A 26,105-nucleotide genomic window follows, 5' to 3' on the forward strand; every position below is an offset into this window, starting at 1 on the left:
AAAGATGCCTGAAGGGTATCATACAGAAGTATACACACTATATCCAGTTAGACTTCGACTATAGCTTCCATACATTCTCTTACACCATTCTAAAATAATAAGATAATAATTAGATAATAAAAATATAAAGATGAGTTTAAACAAATTAATTATGATGGCACTCACATTGGGAATGAGTGCATCTATGCAAGCACAGAACCCAATAATTCAGACAAGGTATACGGCCGATCCTGCTCCTATGGTAATAAATGATACACTATTTCTATATGTAGGATGCGATGAAGACAATGCTTCTCCTAAAGGTGGATATCTTATGAGGGAATATCGTCTATATACAACAACCGACATGGTTAACTGGACCGACTGTGGTGCCCCTTTGAAAATAAGTGCTTTCAAATGGTCGGCAGGTGATGCCAGTGCAGCACAATGTATTCAACGCAATGGAAAATTCTATTGGTATATCTCTTCTCAGAATAGAGTAAGTCCCGGATCTTCAATCGGTGTTGCAGTAGGCAACTCTCCATACGGACCATTTGATGATGCAATTGGACGTGGCTTAGTAACAAATAACATGACACTGCAAGCAAAACACTCTTGGGATGACCTTGATCCTACTGTTTTTATAGATGATAAAGACCAGGCTTATCTTTGCTGGGGAAATGGAGCTTGTTATCAGGCAAAGCTTAATAAGGATATGATTTCACTTGACGGAGACATAAAAGCTTACGACATTAAAGACAAGACAGCATTCTATGGCAAATACACAGAGGCTCCATGGATTTATAAGCGCAAAAATCTATACTACATGATATATGCAGCGGAATTTCCGGAGTCTATACATTATTCTACTGCAAAGAGAGCAGAAGGTCCATGGAAGGCAGGTGGCATAGTAATGCCATTAGAGGGAGGAAGCAGCACCAACCATCCTGGAATTATAGATTATAAGGGCAACTCATACTTCTTCTACCATAATGATTCACTTCCGGGAGGACATAGTTTCTGTCGTTCTGTTTGTGTGGAACAATTCAACTATAATGCAGATGGTACTATTCCACAAATGAAGATGACTAAAGGTATATCAAAAGGAGTAGGCACTCTTAACCCATATAAACGTACTGAAGCAGAGACTATAGCTTGGTCTGAAGGGTTGAAGAGTGTAGATGATAGTAAGGTTGGCGTATTTATAGGTTCAATACACGATGGTGATTATATAAAGGTAAAAGATGTGCAGTTCGGAGAAAAAGGTGCATCTAAATTTACCGCCTCAGTATCGAGCAGATATTTCGGTGGAAAGATTGAACTAAGGTTAGATTCTAAAGAGGGAGAACTTATCGGTACACTAAACATTCCATATATAGGTGATTGGAATCAATGGAAAGAGTTGAGTACAGCTGTTAAAAGCAGCAAAGGGGTGCACGATCTCTATCTGATATTCAAAGGTGGCACACCATACGAATTGTTCAGATTTGACTATTGGTCATTCTCAGAATAATAGATATAGATAATACCAAATAAAAATGGCTATAATCTTCAGTGCTTATCTGAAATTATAGCCATTCCCTTATTCATTAATTGCTCCGCAATGTGAGCATACTCCTTTTGATTTCATCTTCGCTCCACAGTTTCCACATGTATATTGGAACTTGGAACTCTTCTTTAACCTTGTATACGACCACCACCCATAAATTGGCAGACATATATATCCAATATAAAGGTATGTTGCAACGCTGAAGAAGAGATAGAGAAGTATACAATATGACATCAATCCCAGCATATAGAAAAATATAGTCTCAATACGTGTCTGATGAATGATATCCTCTAAAGTAGCAATACCTACAAGTATTATCATCCAGAAATTTATCATAAAGAGAGAGATGATAAATGGCAGTTCAAATGGATTAAGAGATGGATTATAATAGAACTGCTGCCAGGTCTCCGGTACAAAATTCTGAATACTGACATAAATTGTTGCAGCTGATGCAATGAGGAATGATAGAAGAGCAGGGAAAAAGCTCTCAATATCATTAAACCATGCCAGCTGTATTCTCTTTTTCTTTACAGCCCTTAAGGAATAAGCCACACCGAAAAAAGCTAAAATAACAAGGAATATTATTGTATGTGTATTGCTGAAGAAATGTATGAACTGAGAGACTGAATCAAGAGGAACAACCTTGCGTAAGAGATCATTCTCTCTTACCCACCCTATTGCATCCTGGTCACGGGCAACCTTTACCCATACAGAGTCAACACTGTCGGCAGGCTGAATCATGAACTCGGCAACAACAACCTTATCACCCTTATAAACAGGTATGACATCAATAAGTGGTAGCTGCTGAAGCATGAGAGTATCTGATGTTACCTCAAAATTAGTATTAAGAGTATAATGCTTATGTATGAGATGATTTATTGAGTCGGCACTCTTCTCTGTCTGAGCCTCTTTAGGTAAGACAGGATGAGAATAATGACAACTGATAAGTGTAGTCATCAATATTATAATAGGCAATATATACTTAATTTTCTGCATAGACCTTCATCTGGCATCTTTTACAGTCGAACTCAAGACGAAACTTTTTCCCATCGGAACTGATTAATGAGTATGGCTCTTTATATGGAGATTTCTGTTTCTGATGAACAGGACACCAACCCATGCTATATCTCAGGCAATGTTTACAGAACATAAGGGCAACACCCTTCTCCTCCTTCTTCTCAAATGCAGGAGCAATCTTCTCTACTCCATGATCTCTGTAGAATGAAAAGGCATTCTCATTCATAACATTACCAAGGTAAGTAAGTTCCTTCTTTGGGAAAGGAACATTCTTGTTCTCCAACACAGCTATCTCCTGGAAGTAGTTAATCTTTATCACCATCAACAATTCCTCAACAGCCTTTCTTCTTATCTCAGAAAGTTCAGAAGATGGAATGAACCAGTTACCATCAAGGTCAATTCTTACATCCTGTGCAAGGAAAGGTGTGTTGCCAAGCTTTGAGAGCTGATTTCTGATATTATCATTTTGCGGAGTATGTGCCTCAACTCTCTCTCTCTCTACTGCTATGCATGCCATATTTCTATCTTCATCACGTATAGTAAGAGAGAAACCTGATGGTGTCTCAGCCAACTCTATATTGACATAAATCTTCCTCTCTGAAGATTTATGTTGCATTATCTTATCAAATTCCTGGTCAAAGTTACGGAATAGAACTGTCTTAGGTTTGAAAGAAGGCATCTCCTGTGGATATAACCTGTTCTCATCTACCCTATTTACTCTGAATCCCTGCAACTTACCATTACCATCAATGTAGCAAAGACCATCACCATTATTGAAAGATTTTACTCCTGCTACAGTGAAGTAGTTGCCACGAATCTCTTTTACATATCCCATCTCCTCGCCTAACGATTTAGGAGTATCGAAAGAGAATATATCGCTGCTACGTCCATGAAGAAAGTAGTCAGTAGAACCTCTGCTGAAACTCTTGTCCAACTGTGGTACAAAGTTATATTTCTCTTTTCCTGACGAAGCACGTTTCAGGTCCGGACGACGCTTTATTATACTGTCAAGTTTCTGTCGGTAATAGGCTGTAACATTCTTAACGTAAGCCACATCCTTCAGTCTGCCTTCAATCTTTAGTGATGATGCACCTGCATCAATAATCTCCTCAAGATTATTGCTATGGTTCACATCTTTAAGTGATAGAAGATGTTTATTCTTTGTTATAAACTTTCCTTCTGAATCGATTATATCGAAAGAGAGACGGCAAAACTGTGCACACTCTCCTCTGTTGGCACTCCTGTTGAAACATGCCTGACTTATGTAGCATTGACCGCTATAACTTACACATAGAGCTCCGTGTATGAACACCTCGAGCGAGGTATCGGGAACTGCTTCATGAATCTTCCTTATCTCCTCAATAGAGAGTTCACGAGCCAGCACAATCTGACGGAAGCCAACCTCTTTCATAAAAATAGCCTTCTCAACATCTCGATTGTCGACCTGAGTACTTGCATGAAGTGGTATAGGCGGAATATTCAGTTTAAGGATACCCATATCCTGTACGATAAGAGCATCAACTCCTATCTTATAAAGTTTCCATATAAGTTCCTCGGTATCTTTGAGCTCCTCATCTTTCAGAATAGTATTCAAAGCTACATAAATACGAACGTTATAAAGATGGGCATATTTTACAAGCTCCTCAAGGTCTTCCAATGTGTTACCTGCCGCCGCACGCGCACTGAAACGAGATGCACCTATATAAACGGCATCGGCACCATGATCAATAGCAGCCATAGCACACTCCAGATTCTTTGCCGGAGCTAAAAGTTCAATAGATCTAGGACTCTTCATTACTCAATCTTATTTATATCAAATGGAGTCTCCTGATATACATAGTAGTTCAGCCAGTTTGCAAAAAGCAGATTAGCATGAGCACGCCATCTTACTAATGGCTCACTATTAGGATCATCATCTTTGTAGTAGTTTTTTGGCATCTCAATATCAAGGCCTTTACTGAGGTCACGCTTATACTCTGTATCAAGAGTGTTAGGTGAGTATTCAGAATGTCCTGTTATGAAAAACTCTCTACCTTTTCTTGCCATAACCATATAAACACCCGAGTCATCGGACTCAGAAAGAAGTTCCAACTCCTTTACTTTAAGGATATCCTCTCTTCTTATCTCTGTATGACGGCTATGAGGAACATAAAATTCATCATCGAAGCCACGGAAGATAGAGAGTTGTGAGTTATGAAGGTTATGTTTGAATACACCAAACATCTTCTTATCCAAGCTATATTTTGGGATACCGTAGAAATGGTAAAGTCCTGCCTGAGCAGCCCAGCAGATATATAGAGTTGATGTTACATGAGTACGTGCCCAATCGAATATCATAGTCACCTCCGGCCAATATGTTACCTCTTCATAATCCAGCTGCTCCACTGGAGCTCCAGTTATAATCATGCCGTCATATTTCTCCCCTTTCATCAAGTCAAAATCCTTATAAAATGCCTTCATATGTTCGATAGGAGTATTCTTTGATGTATGACTTTTGAGTTTCATGAAAGAGAGCTCTATCTGAAGAGGTGTATTCGATAGCAGACGTACAAGATCTGTCTCGGTAGTTATCTTTAAAGGCATAAGATTGAGAACAATAATCCTCAATGGACGAATATCTTGAGTTTCAGCTCTTGAACTGTCTATGACAAAGATGTTCTCTTTCTTAAGAAGTTCAATTGCAGGAAGTCTATCCGGTAGGTTTAGTGGCATATCAATATCATTTTTTATTAAATCACAAATTTACTAAAAAACAAATATATTATTAATCTATCATCCTCATTTTAATTATTTGTTTCAATCATATCTGTTTTATATGAAAAATATAAAAAAAACAGTTTAAGATTAAACCTAACAGACTTTTTATAATCAAAAAAATATAATAACTAAATAACAAAAAAATGAAAAAGTATCTACTATTTATTGCAACAGCCCTAATAATGGGTTTTGTAACAGTTTCAGCTCAGGAGCAAAGGCCTCAAAGAATGAATATGTCTCAAAGAACAGAACAGATTATCAAAGAGCTCGGCCTTGATGATAACCAGGCAAAAGATTTCAAGAAAATCATGGAAGATATGAGACCTGGAAAGATTTCTGAAAACGAACGCCCTTCCAGAGAAGAGATGAAAAAAAGAAGAGATGAAATGAATGAAAAAATAAAGAACATACTTACAGAAGAACAGTACAAAAAATACCAAGAAATGTTTCAAAGACATAATAACCGTCCAGACGGAAATAGCCAAAATCAGTAAAGAACTTTTGTATTTATACATTTAATATAATTAGAGTTTGAGGAAAGCATTTGGGAATAAATCTCATTTGCTTTCCTTTTTTATAAGCCTATTGCCTATAAATATTATCAAGCAATACAGAGGCTGGCTCCAGAATAATATTATTGCCACAATTATTTCAGACTATGACACAATAATTCATAATAACATATATTTAATGATTTACTTTGTAATATGAACTATTATTAATCTAATAAACAGAAATAAATGAAAAACTATTTCCTCTTTTTTATTTTGTTATTCACCTGTTTTTCTTTAAATGCTCAACAAAAATCAGCAAATGTTGCATATCAAGATGAGCACGTAAGATTTACAGTCATTACAGATGGCACAATTCGCATAGAATATGCCCCTAATGGTGAATTTGTAAACAAAAATTCATTTCTTGCTATTAAGCGTGATTATCCAAAAGTAAATTATAAACTTAAAGAAGGAAAATGGATTGAGCTATCAACAGCAAAAATGAAGCTACGCTATAAAAAGAATAGTGGTGCTTTTACCGCGGAGAACTGTCAGATTATATCTGCAAAAGGTGTTACTCCTGCTTTCACATGGAAACCTGGAATGAAACAGAAATATAATCTTAAAGGTACATATGGGAGTAATTAATAAATCATATTTTGGTACTGAATGTATACAGGTGAAATAGAAAAATAAAATATACAAAAATGAAAAGAATAACTTTATTATTCATGATACTTGCCTTTACAAGCATTGGGTATTCATGTAATGCTTCAAATCAAGATTCACCAGTAGTAAAAAAGACTATAGAAGCTCCTCTACTGCTTGGCGATCCATATATTCTATGCGATGGAGATAGATATTATGCTTATGGTACAAGTGCTGACAATGGAATTATTGTATATACATCAGACGACCTGAAAGAATGGGAAAAGAAGGGATTGGCTCTGAATAAACAAGATGTGTGGGGTGACAGATGGTTCTGGGCTCCAGAGGTATATCACATAGACAATAAATATTATATGTATTATTCTGCCAATGAGCATATATGTGTGGCAACATCCGATTCACCATTGGGACCATTTAAGCAAGAAATTAAGAAACCTATTCTTGAAGAGGAGAAGAGTATTGATAACTCTCTTTTTATTGATGATGATGGAACACCATACCTCTTCTTCGTAAGATTCAATGATGGTAACAATATATGGGTAGCTGAAATGGAAAAGGACCTATGTACTATGAAAAAAGAGACAATGCATCACTGCATATCTGTTTCTCAGAGCTGGGAAAAAATCTGGCCAAGAGTAACAGAAGGACCGTTTGTTATAAAGCACAACAATGTCTATTATATGACATATTCAGCAAATAATTATCAAAGTCCTGAATATGGCGTAGGATGCTGTACTGCTAAATCAATTATGGGAGAATGGACAAAATACAATGAAAACCCAATATTACAGTCTCCTAAAGGACTCGTAGGTGTAGGGCACCACTCTCTATTCAATGACAAGCAAGGGAATAAAAGGATAGTATTCCACTCACATAATTCTATAGATAAAATACATCCACGAGTACTACATATAGGAACCTATTCATTCGAAAAAGTAAATGGAACAGACAGAATGAGAACCAGTGACAAGTATGAGACTCCCACTTTACTTTCTAAATAAACAATATGGGCATGAGTTATTATTTATCTCATGCCCTTTATCTGCAAACATAGTTTAATTATTCCATATTGATTTAGGCATAAGAGTTCCCAAATCGAAACTCTTTAATTTCACTTCATTTCCATAGACTTAATACTTAAAAGTTTCTGCTACGTATTTTCCCTTTTCTTTTCTTGCCTTCTTTATTTTATTATTTTCATCTTCTATCGCACACCAACGATATTGTACTCTGAGATCCTGCAATGCCTCCTGCATCTGTTTCTGTACATGAGACCGATCTATTATCCGTGTCTCAAAATCTGTCGTGATCGGTTTATGAATAGATCATGATTGGTTAATCAATGAATCATGATCGGTTGAACAATGAAAATAATTGATCCTGTTTTTTTATTTGAATGAAGCAAAGATTATATTATTAATCAAGAAGAAATAGAATTTGTTAAATCACCAAAGTTAAGGAGTGAGCAATTGTTTTTCGCATAATGATTCAATATCGTTAATGACAAAACTAGAGTTATACTATAAAAAAGAACTTCAAGATAAACTTGAAGTTCTCTAAAAAACTATACTTTGATACCTAAAGAATGAAGAACTATTTACTTAACGAATTGCAAACTTTAAAATTAATTTCCCTAACAATTTTTTCATCCAACTTTATTACCTTCCTATCGTATGTCATTAATCCATTTACCTCAACCTCTACATCTGTTGTCTGTGTATATACACCTGCAGAATAACCTTTACCTATTAAATCATAAAGCATATTTGCATACTTAACATATTCATCTGTTGCTTCCTTGGTGCTATTAAACTGTACATATCCCCAATTTCTATTTGGCTCCCAAAGATGATTTTTTAGAACGAGACCTATACCTCCAAACTCTCCAAGTACAGTTGCACGATTTGCGTCATACAATAACAATTCCGGATGAGGATACTTGTGTATATCAAGGATATCACCACAAGGATAATGATTTCCGCCACTTGCTGGATTTACAAGACGCGTAGGATCGTGCTGTTTTGTCCATTCTGCAATTTCTTGACATTTGAACTGTCCCCAAGCCTCATTGAAAGGAACCCATGTTCCAATGCATGGATAAGAATACAGACAATCCATAATCTCTTTCCACTCTTTTCTATAACAAGCCTCTGATTCTGCAGAACGCTTTCTTTCAACACCATCAAAATACTTATGCATCTGCCACTCAGGATTTTTATCGCCACTTGGCATATCTTGCCATACAATAATTCCAAGTTTATCACAATGAGTGTACCAGCGAGCTGGTTCAACTTTAATATGCTTGCGGATCATATTAAATCCAAAGTCTTTTGTCTTCTTTATATCATAAACCAAAGCATCATCGGTAGGAGCTGTATACAAACCATCAGGCCACCATCCCTGATCCAAAGGTCCATATTGGAACAATGCCTTATTATTCAATTCCATACGCACAATGCCGCTATTATCACGTTTTGTTGAATACTTACGCATTGCAGCATAGCTATTTACATTGTCAACGACCTTTCCGTCTTTTATTAAAGAAACTTTTAGTGTATATAAAAATGGAGAATCAGGACTCCATAGCTTCATATGTTCAGGCATTGCAATCTCTACAGGTTGTGAATTGATGCTTTTACTAGAGGCGATCAATTTATCTCCATCATATACACTGACCTGTAACAAAGCATTAGAACTATTATTTGCAATCTGAGCATCAACAGTCAATATCTTATTATCAATATCTGGAGTGATGTGTAGATTCTCTATATGGTTCTTATTAACAGGTTCCATCCATACAGTCTGCCATATACCAGTAACAGGAGTATACCATATACCACTAGGGTTAGTAACCTGCTTTCCTCTTGGTTGATACCCTTTATCTGTAGGGTCCCAAACTTTAACGACCAACTCATTGTTCCCTTTCGAAGACAAAGCTTTTGTAATATCAAAAGAGAAAGGAGTAAATCCACCTGTATGAACACCCACCTTAATACCATTCACCCATACATCAGCCTTCCAGTCAACAGCTCCAAAATGCAGCAAGATATTCTCTCCTTTCCATTTAGATGGTACAGAAAAAGATCTTTTATATATAAGTTCCTGATTTTCGTTTACTCTTTTTGCTACACCAGAAAGAGAAGACTCTATTGCAAATGGAACCAATATATCTCCATTCATCACCTTTGGAATTATGTCACCCTTATTAATGACTGCATATTTCCAAAGCCCATTAAGGTTTTGCCACTCGTTACGCTCCATAATAGGACGTGGATATTCTGGTAATACATTCTCAGGATTAACCTTTGATGCCCATTCCGTCTTTATCTTATCACCTGCCGGCTTCCATTGCGCAGCAACCTTAAAAGGAGTAAGTATAAGAATAAACATCAACAAAAAGATATTCTTCATATATTATTATTTTTTGTGTTTATTGTTGATTTCCGCTGCGCAAAGCTATTCTTTTGAAGAGAAACGACAGAAAACAAATAATTCAAATAATAGTAATATTGTACCTTTTCTTTCTTTGTAAATACAAAACATCTAGAAATAGATAGTATCCTGTAGATTGCTCAATAATTTACATTATTTGAATTTATTTTTTTGCTTGTAAAGAGGATATTTTTATTCTTTTGAAAATAACAAAAAAACAATTATACATTTATGAAAAACAAACTGCTTATTTCAGTGCTTGCTGCTACAACTCTATTTTCATGTAACACGACAAAGAAAAGCGAAGTTCTAACAGATTCAGGTTTGAATCCAGCCCATTTTGAAATTGAGATTGATAGTGTCAAGACAGGACTCTTTGTATTAAAGAACAAAAACAAAATGGAAGTGTGTGTAACAAACTTCGGTGGACGAATTGTCTCAATTATGGTTCCTGATAAAGACGGAGCTATGAGAGATGTAGTTCTTGGATTCCCATCTATTCAAGATTATATTGACAACCCTTCCAATTTCGGTGCAACTATTGGAAGATATGCCAATAGAATAAAAAATGGGAAATTTACATTGGAGGGCACAGAATATCAACTTCCACAAAATAATTACGGACATTGCCTCCATGGAGAATTAAAGGGCTTTCAGGATGTAATGTTCAATGTAGATGAAATAAAGGATAATGAGATAAAACTTACATATCATGCAAAAGATGGAGAAGAAGGATTCCCAGGTAACACTACTTGTTCTGTGACTATGCATCTTACTGATGATAATGCTATAGAACTATCATATGAGGCAGAAACCGATAAACCTACTATTATAAATATGACCAATCACTCATATTTCAATCTTGACGGAGATCCTTCAAAAGACAATTCAGAATATTTGCTCACAATTAATGCAGACTCATACACTCCTGTAGACAGTACATTCATGACAACTGGAGAAATAGCAAGTGTAAAGAATACTCCTATGGATTTCAGAGAACCTACAAAGTTAGGTGACAGAATGGATTTAGATGATGAACAAATTGAAAACGGACATGGAATAGATCACAATTGGGTATTGAATACAAAAGGCGATATAAACAAGATATGTGCTTCACTAAAATCAGCAAATACAGGAATAAAGCTTGATGTATATACCACTGAGCCAGGCATTCAAGTCTACACAGGCAATTTCCTTGATGGCACACAGACTGGCAAGAATAATATAATTTACCAATTCAGAGCTTCTGTGTGTCTTGAGACACAAAAGTATCCCGACTCACCAAACAAACCTTTATGGCCTTCATGTGTATTACTTCCTGGAGAGAAATATAGTAGCCACACAATATTCAAATTCTCGGCTGAAAAATAATTATAATCTCTCTATTATAAATAAGTGCAGGTGTTGATGAGCACCTGCACTTATTTAATAATTCAGCCAAAGATAAATAATTATCTAGTCATTCTATTTTAGCCAATCGCGCATACATTTCAACCATAGCAGACTGAGTAAGTAACCATTTTCGATTATCTTTTACTCTTCCACTCAGATCTGTATAAAACAATCCTTTTTCATCGCGAGCTTTTTCCCAAGCCCAATCGAGTGTCTTAATAAAAGAATTCAAATAGGTTTTATTTCTATCTATATGATATAGCTCTATAAATCCACGTAACATTACAGCACTGAACCATATATCACCCTTCTTCAATATACGGAATGAAATTCCATTCATAGGTAAGAATTCTGTGAAAAAATATTGATAGCAACTTGCTGCTATACGTTGTGCATCATCAAGATACTTCTTCTTTGAAGTAACCTTATACAGTAACGAAGCCGCTTGCATCATCTGCCCGCTATTGTATGCATACTTTGCTTTCCCAATTTTTCCAGACAGACCAATATTATCAAAATAAAGATCATCATTCTGATCCTGCAAATGAGACTTAGTCCATTCATACAAACGTTCTCCTTTGATAAGTAAAGAGCTATCATTAGTTGCTATAAAAAGTTTTAAAGCCAATACAGTTCCAGGGGCATTTGAGCAAGTGTTCTTCGATTCTTTCTTTTGTTCACACCAATATATACCTCCTCCAAGTTCTTCGTCAATACCACTCTCTATATAGTTCCATATATCTCTAGCTTTAGTGATATACTTTGATTCATGAGTAAGCATATATACATCAGTGTAATCAATACCCAACCAAATGTTATCATCATAAAATCTATCAGATAATGGTGCTGAAGAGATATAAGAAGAATATGCATATGGCTTCCGTTTTTTATCATAATACTCATCTAATCCTGGTAATACCTTCCTATCAAGAATTTTCTTATAATTAATATCAGATGACATTATAGCGGAAACAGCCGAGAAAGTACCCGAATAAGGCCATAAATATGAATAGGGATTATTCGGGCTTTTAGGTCTCTGTGATGCTAGATATGTAGCTGTATAGTTGTCCTTGGAAGAATAGTTCTCACGAAGAAGAAAAGTTCCTTTACAAGAGTAGTTTGAATACAATGAATCCAAAGTTTGCTCTGCCCTTTCTAAAAACTGATTATTATACTCAGCTTCAACGTGATAATTTTTATATCCAAACATCGAAAACAAGCATATAAGCAAATTTGTTATAACAATATACGCTCTTATCATAGACATCGTTTTTACTATTATTCAAAAACCTCCAATTCGTATATTCTTGAAGCTCCACCAGCCACAGACTGATCTGGTTGAACAACCATAAGTCTGAGATATCTGAACTTATTCTGATTCTCGAAGGAACGGTCAATTACATTCTTCTTATTTCCTACAACATAATCCAACGACTGCCACTCATCAGACTGTTTATTCTTTCCCATAAGGAAACATGAACCTGTGATATATGATCCATCCTCACTTGCAGCACTCAACAAGCGCCAAGAAGATAGCTTTTTCTCCTCGCCCAAATCAAAATCCACATAATTTGGGAGAAGAGATACATCGCACCATTTTGTGTCCTCCTTACCGTCTACCAACATCTCAGGCTTCTCGCTATTATTCACAAAGCCTGACCAACCAATAATATTCTTCACACTAAGGACACTATGCTTACGAACGTCCTTTACAGAATCAAGATTTTCACTTTTATTGTTTGTCCTGAACAAAGTTGTTGTAACCTCTACATCCGAAGGTTCAGTATCTGCAAGAGTAGCAGCAAAAATCACAATATCTTTATTGTTGGGTAAACAGATTTCAGATACATTCTTTGGAATATCAATAGCAAGTTTGAACATATAAGTAAACTCATAAGCATGATCTCCATCAGATGAGTGACGGTGTGTCCCGATATATGCTACATCAGCATCCTTCAAGAACCCTTTTGTATGATTTTCATGTTCCCACTGACCAATAAATCCAGTATATGACGGAATAGTCAAGCTTACCTTTTTCTTGTCAACACCAAATTGGCCATTAACATCTCTGCCATCGGTAGCAGCAGCAGCCAAAATATAAAGACGTCGTGATTTGTTCTGTGGAGAAAACTTCAATGTATCTCCCTTACATAATAATCCATTCTTCAACTCCTTTATCTCTAACTTGAAAGGAATCTGTTCAACAGTCAATGACTCAGGTAACAATTCAGCTGCAAATGAGTAGCCAGACTCGAAATCGGCATCTTTACGAAACTCATTCCAACTAAAACAACTTTTGTTATAAGGAATTGACAGCACTTCGTATTTTCTATTTGATACAATAGCATTAGAATATTTTTTCAAGCGTATTTTATATGTCTTAATACTATTTGGTTTTATTGATACTTCAAGACGTGAGCCAGAGAAATTTGCATTTGAAAGATTCTTCTCAGTACCATCAGCCTCAACTGCAGATTCAAGATCACCTGCAAAAATAATATTTGCTTTCTGAGCTGCTATACCACTTGTCTCATATACACGGACAACATATTCATCAGAACATTCCGCCTTCTTGATAGCCTTGATAAGTACGTTTTTATTGTCACTTGAAGCAAAAGAAAACGAACGTCCCAATTCACCTTTATGAGAGGTTGTAACAAAACCTTTTATTGCCTGATTCAACTCCTCACCATCCTGACGAACTGCTACCTTATCAAGAACACCATTATGACCTATAATGCTATAAGTAAATGAGTGAAAGCCAAAATCCTGACGATTCTGATAAGCATAGTTACGTTTCGTTTCAGGTGTGTGGAGTAATGTCAGTCTGAAAGTATTGTTATCAGGCTTATCCCATCCATACTTACAGTCATTTAGTACAGATACACCATAATCACCACTCTTATCTGTCATATCAGCCCAGTAATGTGAATAGACCTCATAGGCAGTCTTTGTATTGTTACCTCTTTGTACGCTTCCTACACCAAGATCGTATGTTGCCTTTTCATTCTCAATGTTCAATGGAAATTCAGCTTTCAGTAATGAATGAGCTGATTTCCAGTCTATTTCATTATAGAAGTCTATCCTATTAGCCAGTTTTCCTTCATAAAGACGAACATATTGACGGAATAAAGATTCTCCATGTCTTTTCTCTATACATACAGCTTTGCGCAAAGTTCCATTCTCACAAAAAATAATCTTTACATCTTGACCTATGGATACAGGAGACTGGTCTACAGTACTCTTTAATACCTCCCAAGCAGGCCAACTGTATGATTTATTGTCTTCGAACATAGCAAGACGAATAGCTTTGCCACTCTTGACCAACTCTTTATTGTTCTTCTTATCAATCAAAGAAACAATATCACCAAACTTATCAAAAACAATCTTGTATACTGAATTTTCAATCTGTGTTGTTGCTATGTTAACAATTGGCTGTGAACCTCTTCCTGTCAGTTGTACATCGTAAACAGAGAAGCCATTAGCAGGAACTGTTGCCTGAACAAGAATATTTACTTTGTTGTCTTTATATGAAAGAATCTGTGAAGGAACTTTATTGCCAGAAGCATCGAGAATTGTTACTTTAGCAGGAATAGTCTTTGATTTTATATGAAGTTCTACATTCTGAGTTGATTCAAAACCTAATGCATTACATAATACTACAGGTATACCACTAACTTTTGTATCAAGTCTTTCCGACAAATCAGCAACAGCAGAAGAGAGTACACCAGAGAACTGCTTAAGTGATAGCAATTCATCATTCCATGAAAACTCATAGGCTCTCGGAATACTTGTTCCTGTAAGGTCATCGTGGAACTGGTGGAAAAGAAAACGTTTCCATGATTCTGTTAGTGTCTTCTTAGGATATGTTGACATTCCTAGCCATTCAGCTGCTACTGATGCACGTTCAGCAGCATCACCCAATAGTTCATTCTGACGATTATATAGTTTCATTGTAGCTTGAGATGTATAACATCCTGTTCCATGAACATCCATCAATAGTTCGCCATCAAAAGAAGGTAGTTCTGGATGACTTGAATAAGGCTGATAATCCTTAAAGAGCTGATCACTTGTTGCACTGATTATCTGTAAAGGTCCATCACCTTTTATTCCTTTTTCGACCGATGATACAGATTCCAATGTTGGTGACCCACCCATATCACCTGTCCCATAGTAACGGAACAATTTATTCAGAGGTGAACGTTTTACCAGAGTTGAAAGTTCTTTATCATTAGACAAATCTACATCATCCCAACGTTTTCCATAGCCATATCCATGAGCCAGCATAATAGAAGACCCGTCAATACCTTTCCACAAACCAATAGTGAAAGGATGCTTACTATCACCATAAAAAGGATTCACTCTCCAATCAAGTTTCTGAGAAGAGAAACCTATAAGTCCACAATGATTTGCAATTGTTGGAAGGGTCCATCCAAAGCCAAAGCAGTCTGGTAGAAAAATATCTGTACCTTCTTCACCGAACTCCTGTCGATAATATGTCTGTCCAAGCATAATATTACGGATAAACGACTCAACAGAAGGTACCAAAGCATCAGATGCCTCCCAGCTACTACCTGAGATATGCCAACGACCCGATTTTATATACTTCTTTAATTCTTCATATTCACGTGGATAATACTCTTTCATCCATGAATACTTTACTCCACCTTCAAAATTAAATACATAATCAGGATATTTCTTAAGTAAGAAAAGATTCTGATTGATTGTATTCCAAACATATTCCTTTATTGTTTTCTGTATATCCCAATTCCATTGGGTATCAAGATGAGCATCCGCAACTACATATACTTTACTCTTTTCATTCTGTGTATTCTGAGAATAAGCGACACTACTAGGCAAAAGGAATCCTCCTATCAATATGCCAGATGTCAATACTTGTTTAATCTCCATAGTAATATTTATATGGGTTAATGTTTTATTTTTATTAGTACAAATCCTTGCAATACAATTTCCACTACACAAATTACTGTACTATCCATATTATTGACCCTCTTCTTATAATATTATAAATCTATTGAAAAACATTATCTACATAGTCAGAAGAAGGAATATAATCTTATTTATTATAATAATTATTTTTCAAGCAAAGCATAAGCGCACCAAAGAATTGGAGCTTGTCCATGATAATCTCCGGCAATACGAGGACGTTTTAGATAGTACTCTTTACTATTCTTCTTGCCAGTACCAACACACACCTCTGTAATGTCGTTGTTTGAATCCAAATAGTTGCATAGTCCAAGCCAAGCACGTCTTGCTATTGGTGCATATTCTTCATTATTAAGCCAACCATTCTTAACACCGATAATCATAGCATAGGCAAACATAGCAGAGCCAGATGTCTCTGTCCAAAAATCAGGCTGGTCAATTAACTGATTCCAAAGTCCATCAGTATTAACATATTTCTTAAGATTTTTCATCATTAACTGATAGCCCTTCATTATTCTTGCTCTGTTAGAATCATTATCTGGAAGACTTGCCAATAATTCAGTCATACCAACAGCCATCCAACCATCTCCTCTACCCCAATAATATGGTACATCTGGAGCATGAAAGAAAAGCCCATTATCATGTTGAAGTTCATCAAGATACAAAACCATCTCTTTAGCTGCTCTATTAATATACTTAACATCGCCTGTTGCTTTATAAGCCTCCGACTGTACTATTGTAATCATATACATATCATCAATCCACAGACGTGTTTGCCAAGAATAACCTTTTTTATTCCATTTCTGCTCCTCTTCATTTGCATTTTTTGGAAGAGTCCATTGAGAATCTGCATATGGTAAACCAAGGTCCAGGTATCTCTTGTCTTTTGTGATGCTATAAAAACGTAAAGGTAAACATCCAAACATATTCTGATCAACATGAACAGGAGGTGGAAGCAACTCTTTTTCGATTTCAAACAATAGTTCAAATCTTGCCCTTAGTTTTTTTATCATATCCTTATTAACTGTCTGTTCTGCAAATCTCAAAGCACCATACCATGTACAAACTTCTGCATAATGGATGCCTTTATCAAAATACAATTGATGTTTTGTTTCAAGAAGACGTTTACATAAATTATTACCTACTAACTTAGGATCAGCTTTAACTGGGAAATTATCAAAATAGTTTTGAGCTTCTAAGTTTATTGAAAAAAGGAAAGCTAATAAAATTACAGGAAGACTAAAAATGAATCTGTTTTTCATAATCAATTAATTATTTTAATTTTAAAAAAGTATTGTAAAGCAAAATAAGCTATTCGTAATGATAGATAATATAAATTTTAAATCAAAAAATAAAACAAAACAATCAATAGGAGCATACGAATGAATAAAAGATAAATCATTTATTGCAAAAGAACTTCATTTCAATATCTTTGGCAAAAAAAAATAAAATAACATGGAAATGACATTATTACTTTTAGGTCTTGGAGGGTCTGAAATTATATTTATTGCACTTATTGTACTACTCCTATTTGGTGGAAAGAAAATCCCTGAACTAATGAAAGGACTAGGCAAAGGAGTCAAAAGTTTTAAAGATGGTATCAATGGTATTGAAGAGAGTCTAGATAAAATCGATTCAAAAGAAGAGAAAAAATAATAATGGAAAAGACAGAACTCACCTTTTGGGACCATTTAGAGGAATTGCGACGCGTACTTTTTCGTGTCGCAATTTCTGTTGTTGCATTAATGGCTGCTGCTTTCTGTTTTAAAGAGACCCTTTTTAGCATTATTCTTGCTCCAAAGAATAGCGATTTTATCACATATAGGATTTTTACAGAGATTTCCAGAATTACTGATATACCATCTATTAGTCCTGATGATTTTGATATTACTCTGATAAATACCCAACTTGCATCACAGTTTCTAATACATATGAATGCAGCTCTATATGCAGGGCTCATTCTTGGGTCTCCATATATAATATACCAAATTTTCAAATTCATACTTCCTGCATTATACGAAAACGAAAGACGTCATTCATTAATGATAATTTCGTGGGGATATGTTATGTTTATTTCAGGTGTATTACTTAATTACTTTATAATATTTCCTCTTACATTTCGCTTCCTTGGAACATATCAGGTAAGCACAGAGGTTGAAAATATTATCACTCTTACCTCCTACATGGATACACTTATTATGCTAAGCTTGATGATGGGAATAGTCTTTGAATTGCCAATTATATGTTGGTTCTGCGCAAAACTTGGTTTCCTTAGTTCATCATTTATGAAGAAGCATAGGAGGCATGCTATCATTATAATTCTTGTAATAGCAGCAATAATTACTCCTACAAGTGATATAATTACTCTATTAATGGTTGCTATACCAATATATCTACTATACGAAATAAGCATATGCATTGTTAATCATTCTTGCAAAGAATAATTAAGTTATTGATTCCTTTCTATTTATTAGGCAGTATTTAATCAAAGAATTATTATAATTGTAGATATTCAATATAGCAGTGTACCTGAAACACACCAATAGCTGTTGCTACCACCTTCAGGAGCTCCTTGAGGTATCTCTACAGAGATGGTATGTGTTCCTGCAGAAAGGTCACCCAAGTATATATATTCAGGATTGGTTACAGTACCAGGGCACCAGTTTGAGCGACTTAGATCAGAAGAGCTCAATCCATTAGAAAAGTTACCTGAACATGGATTCCAGTTTCTGTATGTTCCACAATCGTCACGCCAAGGGATGAATGTTATAACTTTCTGTCCGTCAAGGAATATACTGTTTGGCTTCTGATTAAACTCATCGCCATTACCCCAACCACCATGTCCGGTAGTTGTATATAACAGCAATGCATTCTTTATCGGCTCCTCAATAGTGAATGTAGCCCTCAGTGAATCGCTGCCAAAAAGGAGAGGATATTTCTGTCCAGCCTGTTCAAGATAGTTTAATGTATTGAAGAGAGGTATGGTGTGATAAGCCCTCCTCTCACCTTCAGGATAATATTTCAAAGTTAATGAGAGCTTGTGACCCTTTGCATCCCAGTTACCTATATAAGCACCTATCCATACCTCTCCTTTCAGTCTTTCAGCAAGAGGAGTTATTTCACTCTTATATAGTACAGAGTCTACCCAATTCTGACCTGGTACTTTGTTGTTATTAAACTTACGTACTCCGAAGCCAGTGAAGAATCGCATCAACTCTACAGGAACATCATAAGTAGAATCGGAAACTAAAGCCGGATAATCACCATCCTTTGCTTTGAAAGAGGGTACGCTCTTCAAATCTCTCATTGCATCTAGAAAAGATAGTTTCTTATCAACAGGTATCATAAAGATTGAGCCTGTACGGTCATATGCATCACCATCAGAGTATTGCGCTACCTCAGCAAAGATACTTCTATCTTTTACATTATCAGGAAGTTTCACCTTCTTAAGGATGATTGTACCGCCACCTGCATTATATACCTCAGCACCATTCAACTCTGCAGGCAACTTAGCCCCTGTGAAGTTTATGCTTTGATGCAAGAAGACAGGAACAGTGATAACATTGCTATTGTTTATGCTATATTGATAGTAAGATGCATCCATCTCCTCTCCCCAGTTTGTAGGCAAGATAGAAGCTGTATCCTTTAGTTTTACTATGGAAGTAGCCTGCTGAATCATGTCACCGTTACGTACAATCTTCAATACTAATCCGTCAGGTACTCCAACTCCTGCTTGAGGAGTTCCACGAAATGGAATGGCTGTAGTATACCATACATCTATGGTATTAGAATTTATTGAAGTCCTTAGGAGAGTACAATCAAGACCAAGAAATTTCTCTTTACCAATATCTTTGAATCCTTCACCAGACTTGAATAGTGTTATGGTAGATATTACTTTGCCTCCACTAAGGACGGCACGTCGATAGAATTTGCCGGACGAATAGTTTAAGAAACTCTCTGTCTTAGGGAACTCTGTTTGTGGAGTTGAAGAGGTAAGTGATACCTCATCACCTTTCACTCTCATAATCATCTCGTCGGGAATTACCTTACCCTTATAAAGGGTTTGGTAAGTAACTTCGATGCCTTTGGCATTCTTCAATTTCTTTGCAAGATCCTGAGCATTCAGTGCTAAATTGCAGCACAAGAACAGGGATAATAGTTGTAAGGTTTTGGTTCTCATTTGTATTAATTATATTTTATACAAAAATAGACAAATTATATAACACTAAAATATCATTCACCAATGTTCACTTGTTTTTGATTATAAAGGGGACAAACCTACTCTCATAAATAATAGTAGATTTGTCCCCTATTGTATATTACTATAAACTGTTCTTATAGACATCAGCTATAAGCTTCTGATATCTGTTCTCGAGTTCAAAAAATGACTGGAACTTTGAGAAGACATCTTCAGCTTCAACATAATATTCTATCAGAGATATCTCACCTGACTCAAGAGATATCTTCAGCAAGTCGAGGTAGTTATACATCAGACTAAGATCGTATGCATCTATAGATGCCTTCATCTGCTGTATCTCATTGAACATAGCTATTATTGCATTCTCTCTATCTATACGAACTGACTCCTGCATATATTTAGTACTTAGAGCTTTGGCTTTAGCTATACCTACCTTTTTCCTGTTCTCGAATATAGGAAGAGTACCTCCAATGATAAATCCATTCTCTGCATTTACACTTGTTGTATTGCGACGAAAACCGACCTCAAATTTTGGCAACCATGACTGTTTCTCCACAGTCACCTGCTTATCAGCTGCCTTTGTATATGCTGCTATCGCTTGCAAGTCAATATCCGAAGCCATCATCTCTTCACGGAACTTGTTCAAATCGTCTACACTCTTTACCTCAGGATAGCTTGCCTGTTCAAGTTCCACCGGTATGTTGTCATTCATGGCAAGCAGTTGCTGCAGTGCAGTACGATGGTTAACATTGTTCTGTGAAACCTGAGTTTTAAGATTCATCACCTCCATTTTCAGCTTATTAAACTCAATGGCATTGCTCTCTCCCTCTTCCATTTTCTTGTTGAAGAGTGAATATAGATGATTGCTCACCTCTACTCTTTTGTTAAGGAACTCCTTCTCCTTGTTCAAGAGAATGATATCAAGACATAAGTGTTTTGCCTTTAAAAGAAGATCTCTTCTTCCAATCTCCTGTTCCTTAGTCACTGCTACATTCTGTAGTTTAGCCTGTTTATGTCTTGATATATACTGAGTAGGAAAATCGAATGACTGCAATGCAATAAATTCTGTGCTATGATTATTATCAGCATCATTAGCATAAGTAGAGGCATAGCTCAAAGTTGGGTCCGACAAGTTATTAACCGACAGGTTTTCCATCTTCTTTGCCTTAGCATCTTCATTCATAGCTTTAATCTCCTTATTGTTCCTGTCAATACTCTGCAGAATCTTGTCTACAGTGTTTGGAACTGTCTGAGCATATATAGAAAAGGCAAATTGTAATAAAATAGCGCCTAAGAGAGTCCTTTTTTTCATATCTTATTTTTTTTATTCTTATTCAACATCTCGTACACGATAGGTATTATAAATGCATTCAGGAACGTAGATGTAAGCAGACCTCCAAGTATAACTTTAGCCATAGGGCTCTGTATTTCGTTACCTGCCAAGTCACTACGTAAAGCTAAAGGAATAAGTGCCAAAGCTGATGAGAGAGCTGTCATAAGTATAGGATTCAACCTATCCAGTGAGCCACTTATGATGCTTCGTCTCAGATCAAGGCCGCTATCTCTCAAACTGTTATAGTGACTTATAAGAAGCATTCCATTACGCGTAGCAATTCCAAAGAGTGAAATGAAACCTATTATAGCAGGAATACTCAGTTCACCTGTTGTAATCACAAGAGCAAAAACACCACCTATCAAAGCAAGTGGAAGATTCAAAAGTATCACTCCACTCTGTTTTGCACTTCTAAATTGAGAATAGAGAAGAAGGAATATAATCACAATACTAATTATAGATGTAATAAGCAGGGTACGGCTTGCTGCCTGTTCACTTTCAAACTGTCCGCCATACTCAATGTGATAGCCTTCCGGCAAACTTATATTGTCTTCAACTCTCTCCCTTATATTATTAACAACATTTCTTAAATCTCGTTCGCCAACATTGGCAGAAATTACAATTTTTCTTTCAACATTTTCACGATTTATGGTATTTGGTCCCATTGCGGAGATTACATCGGCTACATAAGCCAGAGGTATTTTCTCACCGTTACCGGTATCAATCATAAGATTCTTCACCTTTTCCATATCGTCACGATATTCATCACCACTACGAACTACCAGGTTGAATGTCTTTCCATCTTCATAAACCTGAGATACCACTTCACCTGCCATATTAACATTCACGAACTCTGTGAACTCAGGGAGTGTGATGCCATAACGTGCAAGAAGCTCACGCTTTGGAACAATTTTAAGCTGAGGACGCTCTATCTGTTGTTCTACATTCAAGTCGACGATACCTTCAACATCCTTTATTTTATCCTTTATATTATTTGCTATAGAGAACATTTTATTAAGGTCGGTACCAAAGAGTTTTATGGCAATACTTGCCTTTGTTCCAGATAGCATTGCATCTATTCTGTGACTTATAGGCTGACCAATCTCAATATTAGCTCCTGTTATTGATGATAGTTTCTGACGGACATCAGCAATAACCTCTTTACGAGAACGGTCTTTCAATTCGAAAGGTGCCTCAATCTCACTGACATTAACTCCCAAAGCATGTTCATCAAGTTCAGCACGACCGGTCTTTCTAGCAACTGTCTTTATCTCAGGTACGGTCATCAGGAGTTTCTCTGCCCTCTGTCCTATTTTATCCGACTCCTCCAGAGAAATTCCAGGAAGTGAACTTACGTTTATAGTAAATGAGCCCTCATTGAATGATGGTAGAAAAGAGCGTCCAAGGGTGAACAACATTACGAACGAAACAATAAATAGTATAGATGTACCTCCAACGACAATCCTCTTATTGTTAAGTGCCCATCTCAATGAAGTTGCATAATGTTTTTTAAGGAATGTAGAGAGAAAAGCCTCTTTATGGACTTTTTTGTCATTCTCACTACCTAAAAGATATGAACACAGTACCGGGGTAAGCGTAAGTGCCACTATAGTAGAAGCAAAGAGAGCTACAATAAATGCTATGCCGAGAGGAGCAAGCATCTTACCCTCCATACCTGTAAGGAAGAAGAGAGGAATAAAGCTCACTACTATTATAAGAGTAGAGTTTAGTATAGGCATGCGCACCTCGCGAGAGGCATCATATACAACTTTTAATACCGGCTTCTGCTCCTCTTTAGGCAACAATCTGTTTTGTCGTAGATGTTTCCATACATTCTCAACATCCACTATAGCATCATCTACCAAAGAGCCAATGGCAATAGCCATACCTCCAAGACTCATCGTGTTTATAGTTAGTCCCATATAATAGAGTACCAATATCGAAACAATGAGTGATATAGGTAAAGTGATAAGTGAAATTAATGTAGTCCTTACATTGGCAAGGAAAAGGAAGAGCACTATTATAACAAATATACCTCCATCATAAAGCGAATCCTTTACATTGTTTATAGAGCTATCTATAAAGTTACTCTGACGGAATATATCTGTAGAGACATGCACATCCTTCGGCATTGTCTTCTGCAAATCTTTTATTGCTGCATCGAGTTTTCCTGTCAACTCTATTGTCCCTGTATTAGGTTGCTTGGTGACAGTTATCAATACTGCAGGCTTACCCTCTACGGAAGCTGTCCCCATTTTCGGCTGTTGCGAACCAATCTTTATATCTGCAATATCTTCTAGAGTGATAGGTGCACCGTCGCTGCTCTTTACAACAGCACGGGCTATCTCATCAACATCATGAGTAGATATTACTCCACGGACTATATACTCATTACCATATTCATTTATCACTCCACCATTTGAGTTCTGGTTCATCAGGCGAGTAACTTTTAGCACATCATCGAGTGTGACTTTATAATGCTTCATTCTTGCTGGATCAAGAGATATCTGATACTCTTTCACATCACCTCCAAGAACGGCAACCTGCGCAACACCTCCCATGGAGAGAAGTCGTGGGCGTATAGTCCAGTCGGCTAATGTGCGTAGGTCTAGCATAGATGTACTGTCGGAAGTAAGTCCCACAATGAGCATCTCACCGAGAATAGATGATTGTGGACCAAGAGTAGGTTTGCTTACATTCTCAGGTAAAGTCTCACCTACTACACTCAGTTTTTCGCTTACTATCTGACGGGCTAAATAGATATCGGTATTCCAATCGAACTCAACCCACACTACAGAAAAACCATTTGTTGATGAAGAGCGGACGCGACGGATATGACTGGCACCATTTACAGATGTCTCTATAGGAAATGTAACCAACTGCTCCACCTCCTCGGCTGCCATACCTTTTGCTTCGGTCATGACAACTACTGTAGGTGCATTCAAATCAGGAAAGACATCTACCTCTGTGTTTCTACCAATATATAAACCCCATATTATAAGCAGGAGTGACGCCAACAGAACCGTAATACGGTTATGCAGCGAAAATGCTATTATCTTATTCAACATAGTCTACTCAACTTTTAATGTTCATGACTATGTGATGGAATAGCATTTGAAGCTGAAGCAAGTTTTATCTGATAAGCACCCTTTACAACTATGGTCTCACCGGCTTGAAGACCAGAGAGAATCTGTACCTCTTTGCCATTGTTCATACCAAGCTTAACCTCTTGCTTCTTATAGCCCTCTTCATCTATCTTCTTATATATGAAATATAATCCTTGCTCTTCTGTTATAGCAGAGATAGGAAGAGAGAGGATATTCTGCATCTCAGACGAGAGAAGATAAACATCGACAAATGCTCCAGGAACAATATCTCCCTTATTGTCGAATTCGAATGTCACAGGAATAAAATATGAGTTCTCGCCCGAAGACTTTCCATAAGTGAGGAGACGCCCCTTAAGCTCATCCAATTGATATATTTGGTTATTATATGGAGTCTTGAAATTAGCCGACTTTATATTTGCAAGGTCGCTGTAATATTTCTCAGATACATCTGCGCGGAGGTATAGACGCTTTGTCTGAGTGACCCTCATCAGCGGCTGGCCTACTGTGACATAATCCCCCTCGTTTACCATACACAACTTTATATATCCACTAATAGGCGATACTACAGAGACACCTTTACCACTTCTATGCTTGGATATTGCCTCATATGAGAGTCGTGTATTCTCATAATTTTCCTTTATGCGTTCAAACTCTTTTTGAGAAATTATCTGACTTTTTACAAGCTTACTCGCTCTTTCATACTCAGACTTTGAAGTAGCATAAACGTTACGTGCTCTTATTACCGGATCACCATCAGGAAGATTTTCTGAGCTTACCGACAGGAGTGCTGTTCCTTTAGTGACACTCATTCCAGCTACTACAGGACGATTGAAAGATACAATACCAGCAACATTGGCAACAACAGTCGACTCATTACCTTGAGCAGACTCGATCTGTCCACTTGTCTTTATAACCTGACGGAATGATTTAGGCTCTACAACCAAAGTCTCAACACCGGCTTCCTTAGCCTTTTCAGGAGTTACTACTATCTCATCTGAATGAGCTGATTTAGTTCCTTCACTATGGCTTTCCTCTGAATGGACATCTTCGCCTTCTGCCCCATGTGCGTCAGCTTGCTCTGATTCATTACTATGGTCATGACCATCATTGGCTGAACTGTTTTTACTGCAAGAAAATAGAGTTACTGTACTCAGTAACATTAAAAATAGAAAATATTTCTTCATTTTGTTTATTCTAATTATTTGAACAAGAAATTAGTCTATCCATATTA

At 36.5% G+C, this 26,105-nt stretch carries 18 protein-coding genes; 7 read left to right on the forward strand and 11 right to left on the reverse strand.

Going from position 1 to position 26,105, the window contains the following annotated elements:
- The first annotated feature begins 130 nt into the window (after positions 1–130).
- A complete protein-coding gene (locus tag JCM15092_RS07445) occupies positions 131–1,492 on the forward strand; it encodes a glycoside hydrolase family 43 protein (RefSeq protein ID WP_024994116.1) in 1,362 nt (453 codons plus the stop codon).
- Between the two features lie 69 nt (positions 1,493–1,561).
- Here JCM15092_RS07445 and JCM15092_RS07450 read toward each other — a convergent pair whose 3' ends face one another.
- From JCM15092_RS07450 to metA, 3 genes are read right to left on the reverse strand one after another with little or no spacing between them, the layout of a single operon-like run.
- Positions 1,562–2,524, reverse strand: a complete 963-nt coding sequence (locus tag JCM15092_RS07450) for a hypothetical protein (RefSeq protein WP_024994117.1) — start codon at positions 2,522–2,524, stop codon at positions 1,562–1,564.
- On the reverse strand, positions 2,511–4,340 hold the full coding sequence (locus JCM15092_RS07455) for a peptidase U32 family protein (protein WP_024994118.1): 1,830 nt from the start codon (positions 4,338–4,340) through the stop codon (positions 2,511–2,513). Before JCM15092_RS07455 ends, JCM15092_RS07450 begins: the two co-directional genes overlap by 14 nt.
- Positions 4,340–5,257 carry a homoserine O-acetyltransferase MetA gene (metA, locus tag JCM15092_RS07460; RefSeq protein WP_024994119.1) on the reverse strand — a complete coding sequence of 306 codons (918 nt, stop codon included), beginning with the start codon at positions 5,255–5,257 and terminating at the stop codon, positions 4,340–4,342. The genes JCM15092_RS07455 and metA overlap by 1 nt, the downstream gene beginning before the upstream one ends.
- A 188-nt stretch (positions 5,258–5,445) precedes the next feature.
- On the opposite strand from metA, the gene JCM15092_RS07465 reads away from it, so the two are divergent.
- The 3 genes from JCM15092_RS07465 to JCM15092_RS07475 all read left to right on the forward strand — a co-directional run bounded on the left by JCM15092_RS07465 (position 5,446) and on the right by JCM15092_RS07475 (position 7,466).
- Positions 5,446–5,796 carry a DUF4890 domain-containing protein gene (locus JCM15092_RS07465; RefSeq protein WP_024994120.1) on the forward strand — a complete coding sequence of 117 codons (351 nt, stop codon included), beginning with the start codon at positions 5,446–5,448 and terminating at the stop codon, positions 5,794–5,796.
- A gap of 246 nt (positions 5,797–6,042) precedes the next feature.
- On the forward strand, positions 6,043–6,444 hold the full coding sequence (locus JCM15092_RS07470; protein ID WP_024994121.1) for an alpha-glucosidase domain-containing protein: 402 nt from the start codon (positions 6,043–6,045) through the stop codon (positions 6,442–6,444).
- Between the two features lie 59 nt (positions 6,445–6,503).
- Positions 6,504–7,466 (forward strand): glycoside hydrolase family 43 protein, encoded by a 963-nt coding sequence (locus tag JCM15092_RS07475; RefSeq protein WP_024994122.1) that lies wholly within the window; start codon positions 6,504–6,506, stop codon positions 7,464–7,466.
- Positions 7,467–8,058: 592 nt separating this feature from the next.
- On the opposite strand, the gene JCM15092_RS07485 is transcribed toward JCM15092_RS07475, so the two are convergent.
- Positions 8,059–9,876, reverse strand: coding sequence for a glycoside hydrolase family 2 protein (locus JCM15092_RS07485; protein WP_024994123.1), 1,818 nt, complete (start codon positions 9,874–9,876; stop codon positions 8,059–8,061).
- Positions 9,877–10,128: 252 nt separating this feature from the next.
- Here JCM15092_RS07485 and JCM15092_RS07490 point away from each other — a divergent pair, with 252 nt between their 5' ends.
- Positions 10,129–11,268 (forward strand): aldose epimerase family protein, encoded by a 1,140-nt coding sequence (locus tag JCM15092_RS07490; protein WP_024994124.1) that lies wholly within the window; start codon positions 10,129–10,131, stop codon positions 11,266–11,268.
- Positions 11,269–11,356: 88 nt separating this feature from the next.
- On the opposite strand, the gene JCM15092_RS07495 is transcribed toward JCM15092_RS07490, so the two are convergent.
- The 3 genes from JCM15092_RS07495 to JCM15092_RS07505 all read right to left on the reverse strand — a co-directional run bounded on the left by JCM15092_RS07495 (position 11,357) and on the right by JCM15092_RS07505 (position 17,501).
- Positions 11,357–12,499 (reverse strand): glycoside hydrolase family 76 protein, encoded by a 1,143-nt coding sequence (locus tag JCM15092_RS07495; RefSeq protein WP_235782303.1) that lies wholly within the window; start codon positions 12,497–12,499, stop codon positions 11,357–11,359.
- A 68-nt stretch (positions 12,500–12,567) separates the two neighbouring features.
- Positions 12,568–16,200: a beta-sandwich domain-containing protein gene (locus JCM15092_RS07500; RefSeq protein WP_024994126.1), complete on the reverse strand. Its 3,633-nt coding sequence runs from the start codon at positions 16,198–16,200 to the stop codon at positions 12,568–12,570.
- Between the two features lie 182 nt (positions 16,201–16,382).
- Entirely contained in the window at positions 16,383–17,501 is a 1,119-nt protein-coding gene (locus tag JCM15092_RS07505; protein ID WP_024994127.1) for a glycoside hydrolase family 88/105 protein, read from the reverse strand.
- Between the two features lie 190 nt (positions 17,502–17,691).
- Here JCM15092_RS07505 and JCM15092_RS07510 point away from each other — a divergent pair, with 190 nt between their 5' ends.
- Both JCM15092_RS07510 and tatC read left to right on the forward strand, forming a co-directional pair.
- Positions 17,692–17,892 carry a Sec-independent protein translocase subunit TatA/TatB gene (locus JCM15092_RS07510; protein WP_024994128.1) on the forward strand — a complete coding sequence of 67 codons (201 nt, stop codon included), beginning with the start codon at positions 17,692–17,694 and terminating at the stop codon, positions 17,890–17,892.
- A 2-nt stretch (positions 17,893–17,894) separates the two neighbouring features.
- Complete coding sequence (gene tatC / locus JCM15092_RS07515) at positions 17,895–18,680, forward strand: twin-arginine translocase subunit TatC (protein ID WP_024994129.1); 786 nt, start codon at positions 17,895–17,897, stop codon at positions 18,678–18,680.
- A gap of 68 nt (positions 18,681–18,748) precedes the next feature.
- Here the strand turns inward: tatC and JCM15092_RS07520 are convergent, their stop codons facing one another.
- From JCM15092_RS07520 to JCM15092_RS07535, 4 genes are all read right to left on the reverse strand, one after another.
- Positions 18,749–20,416 carry a peptide-N-glycosidase F-related protein gene (locus JCM15092_RS07520; RefSeq protein WP_024994130.1) on the reverse strand — a complete coding sequence of 556 codons (1,668 nt, stop codon included), beginning with the start codon at positions 20,414–20,416 and terminating at the stop codon, positions 18,749–18,751.
- Between the two features lie 142 nt (positions 20,417–20,558).
- Entirely contained in the window at positions 20,559–21,746 is a 1,188-nt protein-coding gene (locus tag JCM15092_RS07525) for a TolC family protein (RefSeq protein ID WP_024994131.1), read from the reverse strand.
- Positions 21,743–24,835, reverse strand: a complete 3,093-nt coding sequence (locus JCM15092_RS07530; protein WP_024994132.1) for an efflux RND transporter permease subunit — start codon at positions 24,833–24,835, stop codon at positions 21,743–21,745. The genes JCM15092_RS07525 and JCM15092_RS07530 overlap by 4 nt, the downstream gene beginning before the upstream one ends.
- 14 nt (positions 24,836–24,849) lie before the next feature.
- Positions 24,850–26,058 carry an efflux RND transporter periplasmic adaptor subunit gene (locus JCM15092_RS07535; RefSeq protein WP_024994133.1) on the reverse strand — a complete coding sequence of 403 codons (1,209 nt, stop codon included), beginning with the start codon at positions 26,056–26,058 and terminating at the stop codon, positions 24,850–24,852.
- Positions 26,059–26,105: the final 47 nt, after the last annotated feature.

This window comes from Phocaeicola paurosaccharolyticus JCM 15092 (genome assembly GCF_000613805.1).
Classification (GTDB): domain Bacteria; phylum Bacteroidota; class Bacteroidia; order Bacteroidales; family Bacteroidaceae; genus Phocaeicola; species Phocaeicola paurosaccharolyticus.